The sequence below is a fragment of the Comamonas sp. DB36 genome (assembly GCF_057914905.1).
Genome location: NZ_CP196631.1, coordinates 942502 through 965436, shown reverse-complemented (window position 1 = coordinate 965436; position 22935 = coordinate 942502). Strand labels below are relative to the sequence as shown.

The following is a 22935-nucleotide window of genomic DNA, read 5'->3' as shown; positions in this document are numbered from 1 at the left end:
GAATCGCTTCGCTGCGTGGACTGGGCGAAACCGCCTCAGACGCCGACGGGCTTGCCGTCTACGCGCTGGATCACCACCGTCGACGAGCGCGGGCGCACCGTGCCGCTGGCCAGCACCGTGGCGTCGGTCGTGTCGTACGCAGGCCAGTTGCCTGGATGCTGGATGTTCAGGAAGATGCTGGTGTTGTCGGGCGAGAACGCAACGCCTGTCACTTCGGCTTCGTTGGGGCCGACGAAGAAGCGGCGCAGTTCGGCCTGGTTGCTGGCATTGATCACCGGACCCGTGCCCGTGCTGGCCGACATGGGCTTGGGAATCACGGCCAGCATCTGGTCGTTGGTCGCCTTGGCCACGTCGTTGTTGCGGCCGCCGTCCAGGCCGTTGTCGGTCTGGATCCACATGATGCCGCGGCTGTCGAACGACATGCCGTCCGGGCTGGCGAGCTGGTTCACCGCGGTCAGCGACGAACGGTTGGTGTCGGCATTCGCGCCCGCGGCCGCGCCGAAGACGAAGATGTCCCAGCGGAAGGCGTTCGAGCCGCTGGCATCGTGCCAACGGATGATGTGGCCGTTGGCATTGTTCAGGCGCGGGTTGGCGCCGTTGGTGCCGGTGGTCGCATTGCGGCTGGTGTTGTTGGTCAGCGTCAGGTAGACATCGCCATTGGTCGGGTGTACCGCAGTCCACTCGGGGCGGTCCATGGGCGTGGCACCGACGAAGTCGGCCGCACCGCGGGTGTTGATCAGGATCGCCTCCAGGCTGCCGAACTCGGCGCCCAGCGTCTTGCCGCCCTTGCCGACGGTGTTCGGTGCCAGTGCCAGCCACTCGCCCGAGCCGTTGTCGTTGAAGCGCGCGACATACAGCGTGCCCTTGTCAAGGTACTTGGCGCCCACGGCCAGGCGGTCGCTGCGCGTGGCGTCCTTGGGATCCCAGACGGCTTCGGAGACAAAACGGTAGACGTATTCAAAGCGCGAGTCGTCACCGCAGTAGAACGCCAGCGGCTGGCCGGCCACGGGGTTGCCATAGGCCGCGCCTTCGTGCGCAAAGCGGCCCATCGCCGTGCGCTTGGTGGCGATGCTCGAAGGATCGTAGGGATCGATTTCGACCAGGTAGCCGAAGCCGTTGACTTCGTTGCGCCAGTCGGACAGCGCATCCGCGCCGCTGGCCGTGACGTTGAAGCGCGCGAACTCGCCGTTGACTTCGGTGGCGTCGCCGGCAGCGGTTTCCCACTCGTAGCGGCCCTTGGTGCTGGACACGCCAACGCGCTTCTGGTGCGCGGGAATCGTGCCGGTGTTCAGGAAGCAGGCCGCCCAGTTTTCCTCGGCGGTGATGTAGGTGCCCCAGGGCGTGGTGCCGTTGCCGCAGTTGTTGTTGGTGCCGCGCACCTGCGTGCCGTTGGGCGAGAACGGAGTCTTGACCCAGTCCGTGCCGCCGACCGGGCCGGCCAGGCGCATGGGCGTGCCCGAAGTGAAGCGGCGGTTGTACTTGGAATTGAGAACGATGTTCCAGTTCTTGCCTTCCTTGCGCACATGCATCACGGCCACGCCATGGGCATTGATTTCCTTGCGCACCTCTTCGGCCGGACGCTTGCCCGCGACCTTGGTCGGACCTGCGGGATGCAGCGCGAACTCATCGATGTACTCGTGGTTGACCACCAGCAGGCCTTCGGTCGAGCTGCCGGCGATGGGGAAGAAGTGCATGCCGTCGTGGTGCATGCCGGTCGAGTTCAGCAGATCGTTGGAGCTGTTGTTGCCGTTGCGATCCCAGGCCGCGGCGTTGTCGTTGAGCGGCGTGCCCCAGGCGCCGAGCACCTGGGCCGTATAGCCTGCGGGCACCACGCAGCCATGGGTCATGGAGTTGGGCAGCGACTCGAAGCCCAGCTTGAGTTCCGGCTCGACCGGCTTCACGGGATCGACGGGGGCCGGGTCGCCATCACCGCCACAGGCCGAAAGGCTCAAGCCCGCCATCAGGGCCACTGCAGCACCCAGGCTGCCACGTGTCACGGCACGGCGCGAGAGGCTTGCCTCGAGAATGGTACTGAAGGGCGCGTTGTCGCTGTGGTTGCGAACAACCTTGTCGGAAATGGATTTGCTCACGTGGCGGCTCTCTTGGTTTTGTCGATTCATCGACGGGTGCCGCCACTCTAGGAAATCAATATGACGATAGCGTGAAACCCGACACAAGACAGGTTGCCGGCCCGATCAGGCGTTGTTGCGCCGCAGCTTGGCGAGGTGAACACGGTCATCCACGCTGGAAAACAGCACCGCCAGAGCAATGCCCACGGCCGCGCCCAGCAAGGTGTCGATGACACGCTCGACAGGCATGTTTCCCATTGTCGGCGCGTGCGACGCGAGCATTGTCATCAACAGCGCCATCGGCGTGACCGTGATCTGCCCGAGTGCGTAGTTGAAGCCGATGATCACTTCGGTCAGGAACTGGAACACGACGACAGCCAGCACGATGACCCACAGCGGCGGGTGCTGGGCCAGTATCAGCCACACCAGGCAGGCCCCGATCACCGTGCCTCCCAGGCGCTGCAGCGCGCGGCTCATGGTCACATGCAGATGACTGCCCTGCATGACAGCGGTGGCCCCGATGGCCGCCCAGGCAGGATGCTGTCCGCCCGCGGCCCAGGCGAGCAGCGCCGCAATGGCCGCGCCCACGGCAATGCGCGCGCCCGCTATCCATTGATGCGACATCGGCGGAATGCGCACCACGGGAATCTGCAGTGCGCTGACCTCCTGCGCGCGCAGGCGGTCGGTGAGCGAGCAGACCAGCCAGCCTATCAGCCCGCCCGCCGCAGTCGCGAGCAGGCGCGCGGCCAGCTCCTGCCAGGTGGCCACCGGGTGCAGCGCAGCGCCGGCGGCGAACACGATGATCACCGCGCCCGGGCCGCCGATATTCCAGCGGCTCACCGCCACGGTCGACGCCCCGGCCACCAGCGCCAGCACCAGCACCAGCGCCCATTCGCTGGCGCCGAACAACCCCGCGAGCGAGGGAAACAGCACGGCCGCCAGCAGCAGCAGCGCCGCCGCGGCAACGATGCGCCGGCGCCGCGCCAGCGGCGCAAAGCGCCCGAACAGCGCGGCCAGCGCGCCCAGCGCGGGAAAGCCCACGAGTTCGGGCCAGGGCGACAACAGCGTCAGCACCAGCGCCGCGAGCACCGCAAGGCTGGCCTGCAGCCCGGCAATCAGTGCGATGCGCAGCGACAGCTGCGGCGCGAGCGCCAGGCTGTCCTGCAACTGCTGCGGATGCAGCAGGTGGATCGCGGCACGGGTCCTGGAGGCCGCCTGGACCGGGTCTTTTTCTTTTTCCATGCGCGCGCTCCTGCTCGAACTCAGTCGACGATGGTCAGCTTGGCGATCGCCAGCGCCAGCCACTTGGTGCCGTGGCGCGGGAAATCCACCTGCGCGCGCGCGTCGTCGCCCGTGCCTTCGATGGCCAGCACCTTGCCTTCACCGAACTTGTTGTGGAACACCGCGATGCCGGCACGCAGGCCATGGCTGGGCGCGGCCTTTTGCGGCGGCACGGGCGGGCTGGCAAAAGTCTCGGACTTGGCGCCAAAGCCGCCGCGGCCGCCACCGTAACCTCCGCCGCCGTAACCTCCCGCGGACTGGGGCGTGAACGTGCCAAAGCCCTGCTGCTTGGGCGTGATCCACTTGAGCGCGCTCTCGGGCAGCTCGTCGAAGAAGCGGCTCTTGATGTGAAAGCGCGTCTGGCCGTGCAGCATGCGCGTCTGCGAATGGCTCAGGTACAGGCGCTTTCTCGCGCGCGTGATCGCCACGTACATCAGCCGGCGCTCTTCCTCGAGGCCGCCGCTGTCGCTCATCGCGTTCTCGTGCGGAAACAGGCCTTCTTCCATGCCGCCGATGAACACCGCGTCGAACTCCAGGCCCTTGGACGCATGCACGGTCATCAGCTGCACCGCATCCTGGCCCGCCTGCGCCTGGTTGTCGCCGGCTTCGAGCGCGGCATGCGTGAGGAAGGCGACCAGCGGCGACAGCGTTTCGCCGGTATCGATGTCGACCATGCCCGCGGCCGGCTGCGATCCCGGCAGCACCTGGTCGAGCATGGGTTGCGTGGGATCGATTCCCTGGCTCACCGGGCTCTGGCGCAGCGCCTGGCCATGCTCGTCGAGCGGCAGCGCCACGGCGTCGCGGCCAAAGCCTTCCTGGGTCACGAAGCTCTCGCCCGCATTCACCAGTTCCTGCAGGTTCTCTATGCGGTCCGCGCCTTCCTTTTCGTTGCGGTAGTGCTCGACCAGGCCGCTCTCCTCGAGCACGGCCTCGATGATCAACCGCAGATTCTTGCCCTGGGTCTGCTCGCGCAGCACTTCGATCTTGGCGACAAACGCGCCCAGATTCGCGCCCGCCTTGCCGGGCACGGCCGTGACGGCATCGCTGAGCGAGCAGCCCGCGCTGCGCGCCGCATCCTGCAGCACTTCGACCGTGCGCGCGCCTATGCCGCGCGGCGGGAAGTTCACCGCGCGCATGAAGCTGGTGTCGTCATGCGGGTTCTCGAGCAGGCGCAGATAGGCCAGCGCGTGCTTGATTTCGGCGCGCTCGAAAAAGCGCAGGCCGCCGTAGACGCGGTAGGGCACGCCGGCATTGAACAGCGCGGTCTCTATCACCCGGCTTTGCGCATTGCTGCGGTACAGGATGGCGATCTGCTGGCGCTCGAAGCCGTCGTTCTTCACGAGCTGGCGGATTTCATCGACGATCCACTGCGCTTCGGCCAGATCGGTGTGCGACTCGTAGACGCGCACCGGCTCGCCCGGGCCCTGCGTGGTGCGCAGGTTCTTGCCCAGGCGGCGGCTGTTGTGGCTGATCAGCGCATTGGCCGAGTCGAGGATGTTGCTGAAGCTGCGGTAGTTCTGCTCGAGCTTGATCTGGCGCTGCACGTCGAACTCGCGCACGAAGTCGGCCATGTTGCCCACGCGTGCGCCACGGAAAGCGTAAATGCTCTGGTCGTCGTCGCCCACGGCGATCACCGAGCCCTGGGTGCGCATCTGGCCGCCGACCTCGTCGCCCGCGAGCTGCTTGAGCCAGGCGTACTGCAGGCGGTTGGTGTCCTGGAACTCGTCGACCAGGATGTGCTGGAAACGCCGCTGATAGTGGGCGCGCAGCTGCGGCTGGTCGCGCAGCAGCTCGAAGCTGCGCAGCATCAGTTCGCCGAAATCGACCACGCCTTCGCGCTGGCATTGCTCCTCGTAGAGCTGATAGAACTCGACTTTCTTGCGCGTGTCGGGGTCCTTCACGGCGACGTCGCCGGGACGCTGGCCTTCTTCCTTGCAGCCCGCGATGAAGTACTGCAGCTGCTTGGGCGGGAAGCGCTCGTCGTCGACGTTGTGCTGCTTGCACAGCCGCTTGACGGCCGACAGCTGGTCCTGCATGTCGAGGATCTGGAACGCCTGGGGCAGGCCAGCGGCCTGGTGATGCGCGCGCAGCAGGCGGTTGCACAGGCCGTGGAAGGTGCCTATCCACATGCCGCGCACATTCACCGGCAGCATGGCCGACAGCCGCGCCGTCATTTCCTTGGCCGCCTTGTTGGTGAAGGTCACGGCCAGTATGCCCGCGGGCGTGGCCTGGCCGGTCTGCAGCAGCCAGGCAATGCGCGTGGTCAGCACGCGGGTCTTGCCCGAACCGGCGCCGGCCAGTATCAGCGCATGGCCTGCGGGCAGCGTCACGGCCGCGAGCTGCTCCTCGTTGAGGTCGGCAAGCAGGGGAGATGCAGACGCGGCGACGGGCGCGCTGCTGGAAAGCAGGTCAAGAGGAAACATGCTGCGATTGTAGAAACCCCGCCCCGCCCTGCACATGTGCGCAATCAAAAGCCTTGCGGCCCTGTTGCGCGTGCCGCCATCCCGGGGGCATTGGCGCGAGGTATGCAGTACGGGTAGAATCAATCACCGGGCCCAAGTTTCTTGTGGTCCGGTTTTTTGTGCCCGCGTCCTGCGGGCCCGCGGTGGCCGCCTCCAGCGGCAGCGTCCGCAAACCGGTCTCCAGGCCAAGCGCCCCATCGCCACGGAAATTGTTCCGCGGCGACCCTTTATGGAGCTTGGAAATTCATGGAAATCTTCGACTACGACAACATTCTTCTGCTGCCCCGCAAGTGCTGTGTGGAAAGCCGTTCGGAATGTGATGCCAGCGTGACGCTGGGCAGTCGGTCGTTCCGCATCCCGGCCGTGCCGGCCAACATGAAGACCGTCGTCGACGAGGCTATCTGCACCTGGCTGGCGCAGAACGGCTACTTCTATGTGATGCACCGCTTTGACCTCGACAACGTGCAGTTCGTGCAGGACATGCACGCCAAGGGCTGCTTTGCGTCGATCTCGCTGGGCGTCAAGCAACCCGACTACGCCACGGTCGACCGTTTCGTCGAACTGGGACTGGTGCCCGAGTACATCACCATCGACATCGCCCACGGCCATGCCGACAGCGTGAAGAACATGATCGCCTACCTCAAGCTCAAGCTGCCGCAGGCCTTCGTGATCGCCGGCAACGTCGGCACGCCCGAAGCCGTGATCGAACTCGAAAGCTGGGGCGCGGACGCGACCAAGGTCGGCATAGGCCCGGGCAAGGTCTGCATCACCAAGCTCAAGACCGGCTTCGGCACGGGCGGCTGGCAGCTGTCGGCGCTCAAGTGGTGCGCGCGCGTCGCGACCAAGCCAATCATTGCCGACGGGGGCATTCGCAGCCACGGCGACATCGCCAAGAGCATACGCTTTGGCGCCAGCATGGTCATGATCGGCTCGCTGTTCGCGGGCCACGAGGAATCGCCGGGCAACACCGTCGAGGTCGATGGCGAGAAGTTCAAGGAGTACTACGGTTCGGCCTCGGACTTCAACAAGGGCGAGTACAAGCATGTCGAAGGCAAGCGCATCCTCGAACCCGTCAAGGGCACGCTGGCCAGCACGCTGATCGAGATGGAGCAGGACATCCAGAGCTCGATCAGCTACTCGGGCGGCAAGAAGCTCATGGACATCCGCAAGGTCAACTATGTGACGCTGGGCGGCGACAACGCGGGCGAACATCTGCTGATGTGAAGCCCGCCGCGGCGCTGCAAGCTCAGTGACAGCTTGGCGCGCCGATCGCGGTGATGATAGAGGCCCGGGGCATTGCATGCCCCGGGCTTTTTCCATTGCGGTGCACACGATGAATTCGCGGGTACCCGCCGCACTTCGTCAAGGATGTTTGAAGACATGCACCCTCACCCGTTGAAGATTGCTGTACTGGGCACCGGCATGATGGGTCTGCCCATGGCCCGCCGTCTGTGCCAGGCCGGCCACGAAGTCCATGCCTGGAACCGCACCCGCGCCCGCGCCCAGCCGCTGGCCGATGACGGTGCGCAAGTCCACGACACGGCGGCACAGGCCGTGGCGGGCGCCGATATCGCCATCAGCCTGCTCGAGAACGGACCGGTGGTCGAAGACGTGCTGTTCAGCCAGGGCGCGGCGGCCGCCATGCGTGACGCCAGCCTGTTCATCGACATGGCATCGATCCAGCCCAGCGAAGCCCGCGACCATGCGGCGCGCCTGGGCGAACGCGGCATCGCCCATCTCGACGCTCCGGTGTCTGGCGGCACCGTGGGCGCCGAGGCCGGCACGCTGGCCATCATGGCCGGCGGCAGGCCTGCCGACTTTGAACGCGCACGCGTGGTTTTCAGCGCCTTGGGACGCGCGACCCATGTAGGACCGCACGGCGCTGGCCAGCTGGCCAAGCTCGCCAATCAGATGATTGTCGGCATCACCATAGGCGCGGTTGCCGAAGCACTGCTGCTCGCTGCCAAAGGCGGCGCAGACATGGCCAAGGTGCGCGAAGCGATAGGCGGCGGCTTTGCCGACAGCCGCATCCTGCAGCTGCACGGCCAGCGCATGCTCGAGCGCGACTTCGCGCCGCGCGGGCGCATGACGGTGCAGCTCAAGGACCTGCGCAATGCGCTGGCCACGGCCGCGGAAATCGGCTTCGATGCACCGATCACCGGGCTGTTCGAGCAGCTGTACGCCGACAGCGTTGCCCATGGCCTGGGCGACCTGGACCACAGCGGGCTGTTTGTCGAACTGGCCAGCCGCAACGCCATGGGCTGATTTTTTTCTGCAGGCGTGAAAAAAATAGTGCATAATCCAGCTCTCGCTTGCAAACGCAAGGGAAAAGTGGGTTCTTAGCTCAGCTGGTAGAGCAGCGGACTCTTAATCCGTAGGTCGAGTGTTCGAATCACTCAGGACCCACCACTTTTTCAGCGCCTTGGTCGAAAGATCACTGCACAACGTTTTGGAAGTTCGAGGCCATTGGGCCTTGTTCCTTCAAGATGGGTTCTTAGCTCAGCTGGTAGAGCAGCGGACTCTTAATCCGTAGGTCGAGTGTTCGAATCACTCAGGACCCACCACTTTCAATTCAGTGGTTCAACAAAATAATTGGGTTCTTAGCTCAGCTGGTAGAGCAGCGGACTCTTAATCCGTAGGTCGAGTGTTCGAATCACTCAGGACCCACCAATTCAAAAGCCCACTTCGCAAGAAGTGGGCTTTTTGTTTTGGCACCACACCATGGCCGGCGCAGCCTGCTGCTGCACGCGCAGCGACATCGACATGGCTCCCGACCCCAAGCGCATCGCCAGACGCATCCCCCGCCCACGCGACAGCAGACTCCGCCCCTTTGAACGGCGCGGCATCAACCTACAAAATAGTCAAAGACTATTGATTTATGATTTCAATTAGTTGGAGTGCATAAGGTTTTCCACCGAAACATGCACTGCCACCCGAACAAAAGGGAACTGAATCATGTTGTATGGAAAATGGAATGCGCTGTGCGCAAGCGTCGCTGCAGCGGTCATGTTGCTGGGCTGCGGCGGGGATTCCGAGCTTTACGATCCCACACTCGAGGCCCACCTCATCGCTGCGCCGGAGTCTGCGGCCGCCGTTGCTGCGCAGGCTGCAGAACCTCCGGCGCCGCACCTGGAGATCTTCTCGGCTGCACCGGTCATCACCAGGGAGCCCATGGCCACCGAAGCTCCCGTACCGGCAGGCAAGACTGCGCAGACGCCCGTCGCTGCACCCGCCGCATACGCACCTCTTTCCGCTGCGCAGATTGCACCCGCCCGCGTGACTGCCATCCGCACTCCACCCATCCCGACCGTCGCTGCAATCCCCACACCGGCAAGCCCCTTCACCCCACCCATTCCCGCCATTCCTGCCATCTCCATCCCGGCAATTCCCAGCGTCGCTGCCATCGCTCCATCGTCGCCCGCCTCCGCCCTGACACCGACAAGCTCGAATCAAGCGGCCGGCAGCGGTCCTGCGCCCGCAGATGACTTTTCCGGCAAGAAAATGATTGGCTTTGCCAACCTGGGCCAAACCTGCTACGCCAATGCCGCGCTCAAACTACTCATTCACTCCATTGGGCCCGCGGCGATGATTTCCCATCTGGAAAATATTTCGGCGAGCTTCCCTCCGGAAAAAATGGAATCCCTGCAGGAATTTGTCAACCTGATAAGAACGGCGCACACACCCCAACAATCAACTGCGGGTGTGATGAAAAGCTTTTTCACCACTCTAGACAAAACAAATCATTTCTATCTGGGAAAAATCATAGGGACAGCACAGGGCACCTCCTACTTTTACGACGCAATGCACAGATTATTTGAGATCGAAAAAATCAATAATGGTGACTTGTCGTTGACCAGAGAGTCCATAAGGGCTGATGGAAGCAAGAAAGTCGAGCAGCAAAGCGACATTCTGCACATTCTCCTGCCAGATGCAGACGACATGGACTTGCAAGCCCTTGTCAACACTTACTCCAGGAAAACAGACGCCTCGTCTACCCAGCGATATCAATTCCAGACGTCAGATGAAAAGGCCGTGCAAACCGTGAATTTCATGGTGGGTCCTGGCGTTGGATCGAAAACAGATCAGCTGAATTTCAATGACACTGTGACGATTCCCGTGGTCAATAGGATCAGCGGGAAAAAATTCACTGCCACGCTCAAGGCGAAAGCCATTGTCTTCCCCAAAAGCAGCCAGCCCGGAGTGACGCATTACGTTTCTTATCTGAAATATGATGGAAAAGGTTTTTCGCTTCACAACGACTGGAGCGTCGCAGATGGCATTGAAATCCAGGAGAATAATTATCCTGAATTGATCAGTTTTTCCGTGGTGAAAATGGAATCGAATTGATGATTTTCAACGAAAAATAAATGCATTGCCGCAGGAGTTCTTGCTGAAAGAATGAGCGAAAGCATGGGTCTTCACCCGCCAATGCCCTATCGCAAAGCCCGCTTCATACGCAGCGGGCTTTTTGTTCACACTGCATCTCCTGATTCCTGACGCTGATCGGCGTGCTGCCGCCGGTGCAAGCGAGCTGGGCGCTGAGGGTGCCGCTCGTCACGCTGCCGGTGTTCGGCCTCCCCCCCGAACGCCGCGGCCTGGCCACTTCGCTGCAGGCCTTCATAGGCCAGGCCGCCAACCGCCTGGTTGCGGGCCTGCTCGCGCCCCTGCGCCTTGGTACTGCAAAGAAGGGGCTGGGAAGTGCGCTTGCAGGCTCCTGCATCAATCCAATTTGATGCCGTTGTCGCGGATCAGGCGACCCCAGCGTTCACGTTCGGCTTTGACGTAGGCAGCCATCTGTGCGGGCGTGCCAGGCATGGCCTCCACCCCTATCGCCTGGAATCGGGCCTTGATCTCGGTGCTTGCAAAAGCCGTCTGCAAGGCTGCGCTCAAGCGGGCAACGGTTTCCGGTTTTGCCGCTGCCGGCAGCACCAGCCCTTGCCAGGCCCAGGCTTCGAAACCCGTCAGGCCCTGTTCAGCCAGGGTCGGGATTTCGGCCATGGTCTTCATACGTTCCGGGCTGGCGACACCGATGGCCTTGAGCTTGCCTGACGCGATGAACTGGTAGCCGCTGGCGGAATCCACGAACATGAACGGCACCTGGCCCCCCATCAGGTCCTGCACGGCGGGCGCCGCACCCCGGTAGGCCACATGTGAGAACTTGAGCCCGGTGCGTTCGCGCAGCAATTCGGCCGCCAGATGGTGGGGACTGCCTATGCCCGCCGACGCGTAGCTAGTGCCGTCGGCGTTCGCCTTGGCCCAAGCCAGGAACTCCTTCCAGTTACGGGCAGGAGTACTCGGTGCCACCACCAGAATCAAGGGGAAGCGTGCCAGCAGCCCTACCGCAGCGAAGTCGCGCTCGGCGTTGTACGCCAGCTTGCTGAACAAGGCCGGATTGGCAGCCAGGGTAGCAAAGTCGGCGGACAAAACCGTGTGCTCCACATCCCGTGCCTTGGCGGCATAGTCGGCAGCGATGTTGGTCGCCGCACCGGGTTTGTTGGCGACGATGATGGTTTGGCCCAGGGTCTTTCCCATGGCCTCCGCCAGGGATCGCGCCACTACGTCCGAGCCGCCCCCGGGCGCGTAGCCGACGACCCACTCTATGGGCTTGCTGTCCTGAGCCGACGCGCCCGGGGAGCCCAACGCCATGATCGGTGCCAGCAGCGCGGCGCCCAGCGCACGCAAGAGATTATTTTTAGCCATGATTTTGTCTCCGTTTAGTTTTTTAAATTGCACTGGCACGGGCTGCGTCCAGCGCCTGCTTCAACACGCTGGTTGTCCCGATGTGGTTGGCCAGCAGCAGAACCAGTCGGGCATTCAGTGCCTGGCTGGCCTCGTTGCTGAGATCATGGTGGGCATCAATCAGCGCCTCGTAGAAATCGTCGGGCGCTTGCAGATTGGGTTCAGTATTGAGTTGCATAAGTGCGTCCATCAAGCAAGAGCCAGGGCGCGTTCCAGCGCCTGGTGTACGTTGGCGACCGTGGGAGCCCGCCAGCGGGCGCATACATGCTGGTCGGGGCGCAGCAACACCACGGTGCCGGGCTGGGCGTCGTAGCGCAGTGCCGCCAGGCCATCCCTATCGACCAGGGTCTCGGCGCCTGCTTCTCCTTGCGCTGGCGCGATGTGCAGCACCCGCAGCGGTGTCAGACCGGGATCGGGCAACCAGTCCAGCGCGCTGTCCACCGCGCCAAACACCAGCGCGGTAAAGCAGCCTGTGGACAGATGGCGCAGCAGCCAATCGGCCTGGCCCCGCCACAGCACCGGCGCATCCGCGGCTGCAGCACCGGGCACCATGCTTCCACTGAAATCATCGGCTTGCAGCGTATTCAGCGGCGACTGGTGCAACGTCGCGGGCACCGAAAGCCGGCCGCTGTTGACGATGGTGCGGGCAAACGCATGGTCCTTGGCCAGCTCCAGCACTGCGTCGCGGAACAGACGGCTGATGGCGCTTTTGGGAGTGATGAAGTCGGTCGCACGGCTGGAATTGCGGATGTTCTCGTCCGCAGCGTATTCGCGCTCCCCGCCATAACTGTTGAGCAGGGCCTGCCCGGCCCGGCCCTGCAGCACCGCGGCCAGCTTCCAGGCCAGATTCTCGGCATCCTGCACTCCCGAGTTGGCACCGCGCGCGCCGAAGGGCGAGACGCCGTGCGCCGAGTCACCCGCGAACAGCACCCGGCCATGGCGAAAGCTGTCCATGCGCAGGCAGGAGAAGGTATAGACGCTGGCCCACTCCAGCTCGAACTGTGCCTCCGGGCCCAGCAAGGCCTTGACGCGGGGGATGATGTTTTCCGGCTTTTTTTCTTCTTCCGGGTTGGCATCCCAGCCCAATTGGAAGTCGATGCGCCACACGCCGTCAGGTTGCATGTGCAGCAGCACGCTCTGGTTGGGGTGGAATTCCGGATCGAACCAGAACCAGCGCTCGGCCGCCAGATCGATGCCCGAATGCCCGGACTTGAGCTTGATGTCGGCAATCAGGAAGCGGTCTTTGAAGGTGCGGCCATGGCTTTCCTGGCCGACCAGCTGGCGCAGCGCCGAACGCGAACCGTCGCAGGCGGCCACATATTGGGCGTCCAGCTGGTACGGGCCATCGGGCGTCGTGACGGTGAGACGGGCAAAGTCGGCGTGCTGCTCCAAACCGCTGACGGCACTCTTCCAGCGGATATCGATCAACGGCAATTCTGCCGCACGCTCGGCCAAATAGCCTTCGACGTAATACTGCTGCAGATTGATAAAGGCCGGAAACTGATGTCCCGCCTCGGGCAGCAGGTCGAAGCTGTAGACCTGCTGCTGGCGGAAAAACACCTTGCCGACATTCCATGACACGCCCTTGTCGAGCATGCGCTGGCCGCAGCCCAGGCGTTCAAAAATCTCCAAGGTGCGTTTGGCAAAGCAGATCGCCCGCGAACCGCTGGACAAGCGATCGTCGTTGTCCAACAGCACCACGGGAATATTCTGCTGCGCCAGATCGATCGCCAGGGCCAGGCCCACCGGGCCGGCGCCGACCACCACCACCGGGTGCCGCGCCGGCGGCGTCACATCCTGGTCGGGCGTGCGCCGGTACGGAAACACCAGCTTCTGGTAGTCCGCCACTGAGTCCGTCTGCAAGTTTTTTTGGTTCTGCATTTTTGTCTCCTCCGGCGCGGACTCAGGCTTCCAGCGATTCCCACATGGCCTTGTCGCGCTCGGCAGTCCAGATACGCGGATCGGGATGCTGCGTCGCCTCGTCCAGGGCCCGAGTCACGTCAAATGGCAAGCAGTGGTCGTAGATCACCCAATGTCCATATTTGGGCTTGAGGGCGGCGTGCGTGTCCTTGTAGATGCGGTTGAGGTCATTGCCGGCGGCGGCACCGGCCTGGACATTGGCATACAGGTCTTGCACAAAGGACTTGGTCCCGGCCAGGCCGGCTTGCACCATCTCGGGCGTGGTCAGCGCGGCGCCGCGGCCGGGCACCAGGGCGACGGGCTGCAGGGCCGCGATGTTGTCCAGCGTTTGCGGCCAGTCCTTGAAGTAGGCGTCGCCCGCGTACGGCGTGGCATCGAACTCGACCAGGTCACCGCTGAACAGTATCTTCTGCTGCGGCAGCCAGACCACGGTGTCGCCCTTGGTGTGGCCGCGGCCCAACTGGATCAGCTGCACTTCCAGCTTGCCCAGCCACAGCGTCATGCGGCCCTCGAAGGTGATGCTGGGCCAGGTCAGACCGGGAATGGTTTCGACGGCGCGGAACAGCCGTGGAAAACGCTCGATCTCGCTTTTCATGTCATGCGCACCGCGCTCCACGATCAGGTCATAGGTGTCCTGGCTGGCGATGATCTGCTCGGGCTGGTAGGCACTCGCGCCCAGCACGCGCACCGCGTGGTAGTGGCTCATCACCACGTACTTGATGGGCAGGTCTGTCACTTCACGGATGCGACGGATCACGTCTTGCGCCATCACCGGCGTGGCCTGGGTGTCGATGACCATCACTGCGTCGTCGCCAATGATGATGCCGGTGTTCGGGTCGCCCTCGGCGGTGTAGGCGTAGGCGTTTTCGGACAGCTTGGTGAAGCTGACTTTCTTCTCCTCCAGATCGGCTTGAGAGGCGAAGGCTTTAGGTTGGCTCATGGTGGGGTCTCCGGATATGCAACGGCTCGCAGGTCTGACAACTCAGCAAATAAATTTGCTGATAACAAATTTCCCCCGCATTATGCATAGCAAATTCGACCATGGCAAACTGCTTACCAAATAACAAACATGGAAACCTGACTCCCTATGCCCATTCCTCGCGAACAACGTGCCGTGCAATCTGTCGAAGTGGGTGGACGGCTGCTGATGGCACTGGCCAACAGCCCGGCGCCAATGGCCCTCAAGGATCTGGCTGCGGCGGCGGATTTACCCCCCTCGCGCGCCCATCCTTATCTGGTGAGTTTTGGCAAGCTGGGTTTGATCGAGCAATTGCAAGGCAGCGGCGCATATGCGCTGGGACCGGCCGCATTGCAGCTCGGTCTGACCTATCTGTACCAACTCGACCCGATGAAACCGGTGAATGCCGCGGCCGAAGCCCTGGCGGCCGACACAGGACAGGCGGTGGCGATTGCGGTCTGGGGCAACTTCGGCCCGACGGCCGTACGTTTGCTGGAGGCCCGGCGCCCGCTGTACATCGCACTGCGGCCTGGCAACGTGCTGTCCATTCTCGGCACCGCTACCGGACGCGCCTTTGCTGCAACCTTGCCCAAAGACCGTGTCGAACAAGCCTTGCAAGGCCCTCTCAATGAGGCTGCGCACAGTTCGGCTGCGCGCATCGCCAAAGAACTGAAAGCCGCCACCGCAGAGGTACAGGCACAAGGCATGACACGTACCATAGGTCGCCCACTACCCGGCATCAATGCCTACAGCGCTCCCGTGTTCAATGCCGATGGCGACGTGGTCGCGGTGCTGACCCTGATCGGACACGAGGAGGAATTGACGCCAGACTGGGATGCTCCTATGCCCAAGGCGCTGCAGCTGGCGGCACATGAAGCAGGAGCGCGGCTCGGGCACAGGGTCCGGAACAAATAGACGTTGAGACTGGCGTTCAGCCAGCGCGCTGTCGTCGGCGGCCGTATCCTTGCGCGCGACAGAACCTCGCGGCCTGTGGCAACAAAGCAATTATTGAGAAATAATAGCGATAGCTGGAACCTATCGATTGATTGTGGAACTTACCTTGCATCCATTGTTTGCCAAGAAGGAAGACGCCATGATCCACCCGCCATTCATCCGCCACCTTTGCGTGCTCGGTGCTGCATTGATGCTTGCCGCCTGCGGCGGTGAAGCAGACGGGTCATTTGAGAACTTTCCAGCCAGAGCGCAGACCATCCTGACTGCCCGGGCGGCGACACTGACCGCCGCCGCGGATACGCCGGCGCGCACCCCTGCCAGCATCAGCGCTTCAAGCATGCAGCCTCCCGAACAAGGCCTGCGTGCCATGGCAGGCTTCGACAACCTGGGCAGCACCTGCTACGCCAATGCCGCATTGAAGTTCCTGATTCACTCGATAGGCCCGCAGCGCCTGACGCAGCACCTGCGAGCCTTTGCGGCCGATGGCGACGCGCAGCAGCGCGAGGCCGCACAAGGCTTCATGCAACTGATTGCCGATACCTGCTCCGAAACCGGGCCCACGCGCCAGCAGCTGTCGGACTTACTTGCCGCAGTGCAGCAGCTTCCCGCCTTCTCGGCGATCAACGCCGACAATGCGCTGGACTTCCCCATCGTGGGCCGGCAGCAGGATACGGACGAGTTTCTGACGAAGCTGTCGCAGTCCTTCCAACTGCATGCGCTTTACGCCAGCGAGATCACGCTGCACGGCGGCCTCGACACGCTGCGCAGCGAAGGCCAATACTGGACCATTTTGCAGCCTGCAAGCCCGGACGACACGCTGCAGGCGGTGCTGGACCGTACCCCGGCCGCGGACTGGCAGCTGCTGCTGCAGCGGCCCCGGCCGCACCTGACCGTGCGCCTGGAAAACGCCATGCACGATGCGCAGGGCCGGCACCTGCTCAGCAACCGGAACTTCGATTTCAACCAGCCTGTGCGACTGCATGCCACCGAAGGCAATCTCACGACCATCTTGACGCTGGAACCCCGCGAGGTCATCGAGTTCCGCGGCACGCACCAGTCTGGCCACTGCGTGGTCTATGCCAAGGATGCGCAGTGGGTCCGGTATGACGACGATCAGGTAACGGCCTTGAGCCAGATGCCCGCGCTGGAACAGGTGCGGTTCATCAACTTCGCCATCACCCACATCGAAACGGCTTCCTCGAGCCCTGCCGCCGACGCCTCCTGAGCAGCATTTGCCGCCCAGCTCCGGCTTCAGCGCGGCAGGCGCCGCACCGCGTTGTCGAGCTTGAAGCCCGCAACCGCATCGGCGAGCTGCGCGGCCTGCTGCTGCAGCGACTGCGCGGCCGCCGTCGCCTCCTCGACCAGGGCCGCGTTCTGCTGCGTCGACTGGTCCATATGGCTCACGGCCGTGTTGACCTCGACGATGCCCGTGCTCTGTTCCTGGCTGGCATGGCTGATCTCGTTGACGATGGCCGTGACGCGGCGCACGCTGTCGACCACTTTTTCCATGGTCGTGCCCGCGTCATGCACCAGGCGGCTGCCGGCGTTGACCTGCTGCACGGATTCACCGATCAGGTCCTTGATCTCCTTGGCTGCCGTGGCGCTGCGCTGCGCCAGCGTGCGCACTTCGCTGGCCACGACGGCAAAGCCGCGCCCCTGCTCGCCCGCGCGCGCCGCTTCGACGGCCGCGTTGAGCGCGAGGATATTGGTCTGGAAGGCAATGCCGTCGATCACGCCGATGATGTCGGCTATCTTGCGCGACGAGGTCTCGATGCCGCCCATGGTCTGCACTACCTGGGCGACCACCGTTCCGCCGTGCGAAGCGACTTCCGACGCCCCCACGGCCAGCTGATTGGCCTGGCGCGCGTTCTCGGCATTCTGCTGCACCGTGGCCGTGAGCTGCTCCATCGCGGCCGCGGTCTCTTCCAGTGAGCTGGCCTGCTGCTCGGTGCGGCTCGACAGGTTCTGGTTGCCGCTGGCGATCTCGGTGGATGCCAGGCGCACGGCCTCGGACGACTCGCGGATGCGCAGCAGCACGGCTGCGATCTTGTCGACGAACTGGTTGAACGCGCGCGAAATCTGCGTGAGCTCGTCATGGCCATGCGTGGACAGGCGGCGCGTCAGGTCGCCCTCGCCCGAAGCGATGTCGTCGAGCGCGTCGCGCACCAGCGCCAGGCGGCGCAGCGAACGTGCGATCACCGCACCCAGCACCACGATGGCCAGCGCCAGCGAGACCACCACCGTGAGCGCCGACACCTTGAGCAGGGTATCGATGGAAGCGAGGGCCTGGGCGCGGTGCACGGCAATCACCAGCTGCCAGTCGGTGCCGGGAACGGGGCTGCCATAGAGCAGGTAGTCGACACCCTTGATTTCGGCGCGCATGCCGCTGCCCGCCTGCGCGAGTTCACCCAGGGTCGCAGGCTGGAGGTTGGGCGACAGCTCGGAGACGGGCTTGAGCGTCAAGGCAGTGTCGGGGTGGGTCACGATCGCTCCGGCGCCATTCGCCAGGAAGGCAAAGCTGTCGGGCGTGGGCCGTATGGCCGCGACGTTGCGCACCACGGTGGTCAGCAGCACATCGGTGCCGACGACAGCCGTGGGATTGCCTGCGGGGCCGACCGGCTCGGCAAACGTCACGCCGACTTCAGGCGGCGAGGTAAACAGATAAGGCGTGGTCAGGATGGGCTTGCCTTCCTTGACTGCCTGCTGGTACCAAGGCCGCGATGTGACGTCGTAGCTGTCGGGCATGGGGTTGAGAAAAATCATGCGCTTGTCGGAAAAGCCGACATAGGCATCGGAGAAGCCGCCGCCGTCGCGCAGCGCCTGGACCACGCCACGCGGGTCCGGCTGGTCTATGGCCAACGTCAGCGTATGGGTCAGCAGCCGCTTGGTCTCCACCCAATCGCCGAGCGCACGCGCCTGCGCGGCCACCAGTTGCCGGCTCTCGGCATCGACGGTGGACCGGACATGGCGCTGCACGGTCAGGAAATTGGCCGCGGCAAGCGCCAGCATGGCCACTGTGACAACGGCAATGCTCAGCGCGATAAGACGGGCCCGAAGGGAAAGCGACATGGAAAATCCTATTAACAATTGCGGCAGATTGTCACATCTGTCTTCCTCGCAGAATGTGACATTCAGCGCCTGGGGTTTTTCCTGTCACCCGGGTGCAACACCCGCGGCCCAGACTCGGCGCGCTGCGCACTTGCGCATTGCACGGCACAATCGTCCTGCGCACCAGCCCGGTGCACCAGCCCTCCCCCTTAGCCTCACCCATGCACCCTCAAGCCCAACAACTCTGGCGCGGCCCGCGCTGGACCCTGTCCATATTGCTGGCCCTGCTGGGCATGCTCGGGCCGTTCTCCATAGACACCTACCTGCCCGCCTTTTCGGGCATTGCCCAGGCGCTGGGCGCGACGCCGGTACAGATGCAGCAGACGCTGTCGGCCTATCTGTTCGGCTTTGCGTTCATGAACCTGTTCCATGGCGCCCTGGCCGACAGCTTCGGGCGCCGCCCGGTCGTGCTCTGGGGCCTGGCGGTGTTCACGCTGGCTTCGGCGGGCTGCGCGCTGTCGCAGAACATCGGCCAGCTGGTGTTCTTTCGCGCGCTGCAGGGGCTGTCGACGGGAGCGGGCATCGTGGTCTCGCGGGCGGTGATACGCGACATGTACCCGCCTTCGGAAGCGCAGAAGGTCATGAGCCAGGTGACGCTGTTCTTCGGCGCCGCACCGGCCATCGCCCCGATTGCGGGCGGCTGGCTGCTGGTGCTCGCGGGCTGGCACAGCATCTTCTGGTTCCTGACGCTGATCGGCGTGCTGCTGTGGAGCATCAATTTCCGGCTGCTGCCCGAAACCCTGCATGCTGAATTGCGCCAGCCGTTCAACACCCGCCACCTGATGCGCGGCTACTGGAAGCTCGGCACCAGCCCGCGCTTTCTGCTGCTCGCATTGGCCAGCGGCGTGCCGTTCAACGGCATGTTCCTCTACGTGATGGCCGCGCCCGCGTTTCTCGGCGACCACCTGGGGCTGGGGCCGACCGAATTCTTCTGGCTGTTCCTGCTGATCATCTCGGGCATCATGACCGGCGCCTGGCTCAGTGGCCGGCTCGCGGGCCGCATTCCGCCCAAGCGCCAGATCCGCCACGGCTTCGTGATCATGCTGCTGATGTCGGTGCTCAACGTGATCGCCACCGTGCTGCTGCCGATGCACGCGAGCTGGGCCATGCTGCCGATCGCGCTGTTCTCGCTGGGCTGGGCGCTGATGGTGCCGGTCGTCACGCTGCTGGTGCTGGACCTGTACCCCGAGCGCCGCGGCATGGCTTCATCGCTGCAGGCCTTCATAGGCTCGGCCGCCAACGGCCTGGTTGCCGGCCTGCTCGCGCCCCTGGTCATGCACTCCACCCTGGGGCTGGCGGTGTCTTCGATGTCGCTGATGCTGATCGGCCTGGGCGCCTGGATCTACCTGCACTGGCGCTGGCCCGATATCGGGCGGCGCAGCGCCGAGGACTGAGCACGGGCAGCGGCAACCACGCATCGCCCATAAAAAAACCGGCCCTGAGGCCGGTTTTTTTGCATGCTCAGCGCTGAAGATCAGCGGGCTGGGCGTGCGGGACGCTTGCGGGCGTCATGGGGCGTGAACGAAGGCTTGCCGCCAGGGCCGCCTGCGGGCTTGCCAGCGAAGGCTGGACGCGCACCGTATTCACGTGCGGGAGCACGGTCGCCGCCGCCGAAGCCGCCGCGATCACCACCACGGTTGTCGGCAAATGCGGGCTTGCGCGGAGCAAAGCCTTCGCCGTCACGGCGTGGAGCGCCGCCGAAGCCACGGTCGTCACGGGGTGCGCCGCCGCGGGGAGCAAAGCCCGCGCCGCGGTCGTTGCCACCGAAGCCGCCGCGGTCAGCGCCGCCGCCGAAGCCGCCACGATCACCACCACGGTCGCCGCCACCGAAACCACCGCGGTCACCGCCGCCGCCGAAGCCGCCGCGATCACCACCACGGTCGCCGCCGCCGAAGCCGCCGCGGTCACCGCCGCCGAAGCTGCGGCCACGATCGCCACCACCGCCGCCGCCGAAGCTGCGACCGCCACCACCGCCGCCGAAGCCGCCGCTGCGGCCACGTGGCGAGTAGTCACGGCCTTCGCCGCCACGGCCACGGCCGTCAGGGCGACCGCCCTGGGGAGCGCGCTGTGTGGGCTCCATGCCAGGCACCACTTCCGCGGTGAACTGCTGGCGGGTGAAAGCTTCGATGTCGAAGATGCGGCGACGATCGCGCAACTCAGCGAACGTCACAGCCAGACCCGTGCGACCGGCGCGGCCGGTACGACCGATACGGTGGGTGTAATCTTCGGCCTTCATGGGAAGACCGTAGTTGAACACGTGGGTGATCGTGGGCACGTCGATGCCGCGAGCCGCCACATCGGTAGCCACCAGGATCTGCACCTGGCCGCCGCGCAGCGCCTGCAGGCGGCGATTGCGCAGACCTTGGCTCAGCGCACCGTGCAGAGCAACGGCCGAGAAGCCTTCCTGCTGCAGATCGGTGGCCAGACCGTCGCATTCCACTTGCGTGGAAGCAAACACGATGGCCTGGTTGATCGTGGTGTCACGCAGCCAGTGGTCCAGCAGCTTGCGCTTGTGCTGGGCGTTGTCGGCCCAGAACAGCACCTGCTTGATGCTCGAATGCTTTTCCTGCGGCGAGTCGATCTGGATCTTCTTGACGCCGGCGCCGTTGTCATGCATCACGCGCATGGCCAGCTGCTGAATGCGCGACGCGAACGTGGCGCTGAACATCATGGTCTGCTGGCGCTGTGCCGTCATCTGGTTGACTTCGGCGAGGTCGTCCGAGAAGCCCAGGTCGAGCATGCGGTCGGCTTCGTCGACGACCAGGAATTGCACCTTGTCGAGCTTGATCTGCATGGAACGCTGCAGGTCCAGCAGACGGCCGGGAGTGGCCACCACCAGATTGGCGTTCTGCAGCTTGGCGATCTGCAGTTGGTAAGGAATGCCACCGACCACGTTGGCAACGCGCAGGCCGCGGCAATGCTTGACCAGCTCGATGGCGTCATGCGCCACCTGTTGGGCCAGCTCGCGCGTGGGGCACAGGATCAGGGCGCCGGGAGCGGCAGCCTTGAAGTTGCGCGGGTTGGTCGGGTCCTTGCGCTTGCGCTTGGGAGCCGGTTCGCCATTGGCGGCGGCTTCGGCGCAGGCGCGCTCGAATTCGGCACGGCCTTCGGCTTCGATTTCGGCTTGCTGCTCGAGCAGCGTGTGCAGCACGGGCAGCAGGAACGCAGCGGTCTTGCCCGAACCGGTCTGGCTCGACACCATCAGGTCGACAAAGGCGGTCGCATTCGCGCCCTTGTTCATTGCCAGGGGGATGGCCTTGGCTTGCACGGCGGTAGGCTGGGTATAGCCCAGGTCGGCAACGGCCTGAACCAGTTCAGGGGCCAGGCCCAGTTCGACGAAGCCGTTGGGCTTCTGCTCGACGACTTCAGCTGGCTCAGCTTCGGTTTCCAGCGAATCGGAATCGGCAATGATGGAGGCGGCGTCTGCAACGATGGCAGCGTCGTCGGCAGCGAAAGGCGCTGCATTCAGAATGGAATGGTCCAAAGAAGATTCTGCAGAGGCGGCGACGCCCTGCTCAATAATGTTGTCGTTCATTTGTTTCTCACGATGAAGCGCCACCGAACAGATGTCTGCGGTGCTTCAATGACGGTTAAAAAACATCAACCGTCAAACGAGGCCGGCTCAAGATGAGGCGGCTGGGCATAAGTTGCTTTGTCGTGCAAGGTGCACGAATCAAAAAGCGGGGCCCGGTGAGTGATGGGAGATGCGCAAATTACCCCAAAGGGTAGGGGCAAGCTGCGAATTATGACATGTTTGTCTTGTTTTGCGCAAGCCCTGGCCGGATATTGCCCTCAAATCGCCAAGGCCAAGACCCTTGGCACAGCGCTCAGGCGGCCAGCGGCTCGAGCGCGAGGAAGTGCGCGCGGTAGTGGATCAGTTCGTCGATAGACTCGTGCACGTCGGCCAATGCGGTGTGGCGCTGGGCTTTCTTGAACGACGCGCAGACCGCGGGCTTCCAGCGGCGCGCGAGTTCCTTGAAAGTGCTCACATCGACATTGCGGTAGTGGAAGAAGGCTTCGAGCTTGGGCATGTAATTGACCAGGAAGCGCCGGTCCTGACCTATGCTGTTGCCGCACAGCGGCACCTTGCCCTTGGGCACATAGCGCGACAGGAACGCGATCAGCTCGCGCTCGGCCTGGGCTTCGTCGACTTCCGACGCCTTGACGCGCTCGATCAGGCCGCTGCGGCCATGCGTGCCCTTGTTCCAGGCATCCATGCCATTGAGCAGCGCATCGCTCTGATGGATGGCGAAGACCGGGCCTTCGACGCGTATCGACAGATCGGAATTGGTGACCACGACGGCGATTTCGATCACCCTGTCGGTCTCGGGCTGCAAGCCGGTCATTTCACAGTCTAGCCAGACGAGATTCAAATCGGATTTCGCAAGCACGGGAGGGTTGGAGATGGGGGCATCGGACATGGCGCGAATTGTCGCCTACACTG

General features: G+C 63.9%; 16 protein-coding genes and 3 tRNA genes. 9 read left to right on the top strand and 10 right to left on the bottom strand.

Annotated elements, in window-relative coordinates; all coding sequences use genetic code 11:
• Positions 1-35: 35 nt before the first annotated feature.
• From ACSVDO_RS04600 to ACSVDO_RS04590, 3 genes are all read right to left on the bottom strand, one after another.
• Positions 36-2090, bottom strand: a complete 2055-nt coding sequence (locus ACSVDO_RS04600; RefSeq protein WP_332682262.1) for a PhoX family protein — start codon at positions 2088-2090, stop codon at positions 36-38.
• Between the two features lie 105 nt (positions 2091-2195).
• Positions 2196-3311, bottom strand: a complete 1116-nt coding sequence (locus tag ACSVDO_RS04595) for an FUSC family protein (RefSeq protein ID WP_332534062.1) — start codon at positions 3309-3311, stop codon at positions 2196-2198.
• 20 nt (positions 3312-3331) lie between these two features.
• The gene (locus ACSVDO_RS04590; RefSeq protein WP_332534061.1) at positions 3332-5773 is read right to left on the bottom strand and encodes a UvrD-helicase domain-containing protein; all 2442 of its coding nucleotides are present in this window, start codon (positions 5771-5773) and stop codon (positions 3332-3334) included.
• Positions 5774-6058: 285 nt separating this feature from the next.
• Between ACSVDO_RS04590 and ACSVDO_RS04585 the strand changes: the two genes are divergently transcribed.
• The 6 genes from ACSVDO_RS04585 (at position 6059) to ACSVDO_RS04560 (ending at position 10159) form a co-directional block, all read left to right on the top strand.
• A complete protein-coding gene (locus ACSVDO_RS04585) occupies positions 6059-7036 on the top strand; it encodes a GMP reductase (RefSeq protein WP_332534060.1) in 978 nt (325 codons plus the stop codon).
• A 156-nt stretch (positions 7037-7192) separates the two neighbouring features.
• A complete protein-coding gene (locus ACSVDO_RS04580; RefSeq protein ID WP_332534059.1) occupies positions 7193-8077 on the top strand; it encodes an NAD(P)-dependent oxidoreductase in 885 nt (294 codons plus the stop codon).
• 68 nt (positions 8078-8145) lie between these two features.
• Positions 8146-8221: transfer RNA gene (locus ACSVDO_RS04575), tRNA-Lys, on the top strand.
• Between the two features lie 79 nt (positions 8222-8300).
• Positions 8301-8376, top strand: a tRNA-Lys gene (locus tag ACSVDO_RS04570).
• A 30-nt stretch (positions 8377-8406) separates the two neighbouring features.
• Positions 8407-8482: transfer RNA gene (locus ACSVDO_RS04565), tRNA-Lys, on the top strand.
• Positions 8483-8767: 285 nt separating this feature from the next.
• Positions 8768-10159, top strand: a complete 1392-nt coding sequence (locus tag ACSVDO_RS04560) for a hypothetical protein (RefSeq protein ID WP_489595108.1) — start codon at positions 8768-8770, stop codon at positions 10157-10159.
• Between the two features lie 372 nt (positions 10160-10531).
• Here ACSVDO_RS04560 and ACSVDO_RS04555 read toward each other — a convergent pair whose 3' ends face one another.
• Genes ACSVDO_RS04555 through ACSVDO_RS04540 form a run of 4 tightly spaced genes read right to left on the bottom strand, consistent with a single transcriptional unit; the run spans position 10532 to position 14411 of the window.
• Entirely contained in the window at positions 10532-11512 is a 981-nt protein-coding gene (locus ACSVDO_RS04555; protein ID WP_489595106.1) for a Bug family tripartite tricarboxylate transporter substrate binding protein, read from the bottom strand.
• A 22-nt stretch (positions 11513-11534) separates the two neighbouring features.
• The gene (locus ACSVDO_RS04550) at positions 11535-11729 is read right to left on the bottom strand and encodes a DUF2783 domain-containing protein (protein WP_332534056.1); all 195 of its coding nucleotides are present in this window, start codon (positions 11727-11729) and stop codon (positions 11535-11537) included.
• 11 nt (positions 11730-11740) lie between these two features.
• Entirely contained in the window at positions 11741-13432 is a 1692-nt protein-coding gene (locus ACSVDO_RS04545) for an FAD-dependent oxidoreductase (RefSeq protein WP_489595104.1), read from the bottom strand.
• 22 nt (positions 13433-13454) lie between these two features.
• Complete coding sequence (locus tag ACSVDO_RS04540; RefSeq protein ID WP_332534054.1) at positions 13455-14411, bottom strand: MBL fold metallo-hydrolase; 957 nt, start codon at positions 14409-14411, stop codon at positions 13455-13457.
• Between the two features lie 147 nt (positions 14412-14558).
• Here ACSVDO_RS04540 and ACSVDO_RS04535 point away from each other — a divergent pair, with 147 nt between their 5' ends.
• The gene (locus ACSVDO_RS04535) at positions 14559-15344 is read left to right on the top strand and encodes an IclR family transcriptional regulator (protein WP_332547594.1); all 786 of its coding nucleotides are present in this window, start codon (positions 14559-14561) and stop codon (positions 15342-15344) included.
• Positions 15345-15522: 178 nt separating this feature from the next.
• Positions 15523-16608 carry a ubiquitin carboxyl-terminal hydrolase gene (locus tag ACSVDO_RS04530; protein WP_489595102.1) on the top strand — a complete coding sequence of 362 codons (1086 nt, stop codon included), beginning with the start codon at positions 15523-15525 and terminating at the stop codon, positions 16606-16608.
• 26 nt (positions 16609-16634) lie between these two features.
• Here the strand turns inward: ACSVDO_RS04530 and ACSVDO_RS04525 are convergent, their stop codons facing one another.
• Complete coding sequence (locus ACSVDO_RS04525) at positions 16635-18452, bottom strand: methyl-accepting chemotaxis protein (RefSeq protein ID WP_489595100.1); 1818 nt, start codon at positions 18450-18452, stop codon at positions 16635-16637.
• Positions 18453-18652: 200 nt separating this feature from the next.
• Here ACSVDO_RS04525 and ACSVDO_RS04520 point away from each other — a divergent pair, with 200 nt between their 5' ends.
• On the top strand, positions 18653-19885 hold the full coding sequence (locus tag ACSVDO_RS04520) for a multidrug effflux MFS transporter (protein ID WP_489595098.1): 1233 nt from the start codon (positions 18653-18655) through the stop codon (positions 19883-19885).
• Positions 19886-19965: 80 nt separating this feature from the next.
• On the opposite strand, the gene ACSVDO_RS04515 is transcribed toward ACSVDO_RS04520, so the two are convergent.
• Positions 19966-22026: a DEAD/DEAH box helicase gene (locus ACSVDO_RS04515; RefSeq protein ID WP_489595097.1), complete on the bottom strand. Its 2061-nt coding sequence runs from the start codon at positions 22024-22026 to the stop codon at positions 19966-19968.
• A gap of 292 nt (positions 22027-22318) precedes the next feature.
• Positions 22319-22912: an oligoribonuclease gene (orn, locus tag ACSVDO_RS04510; RefSeq protein WP_332534048.1), complete on the bottom strand. Its 594-nt coding sequence runs from the start codon at positions 22910-22912 to the stop codon at positions 22319-22321.
• Positions 22913-22935 lie beyond the last annotated feature (23 nt).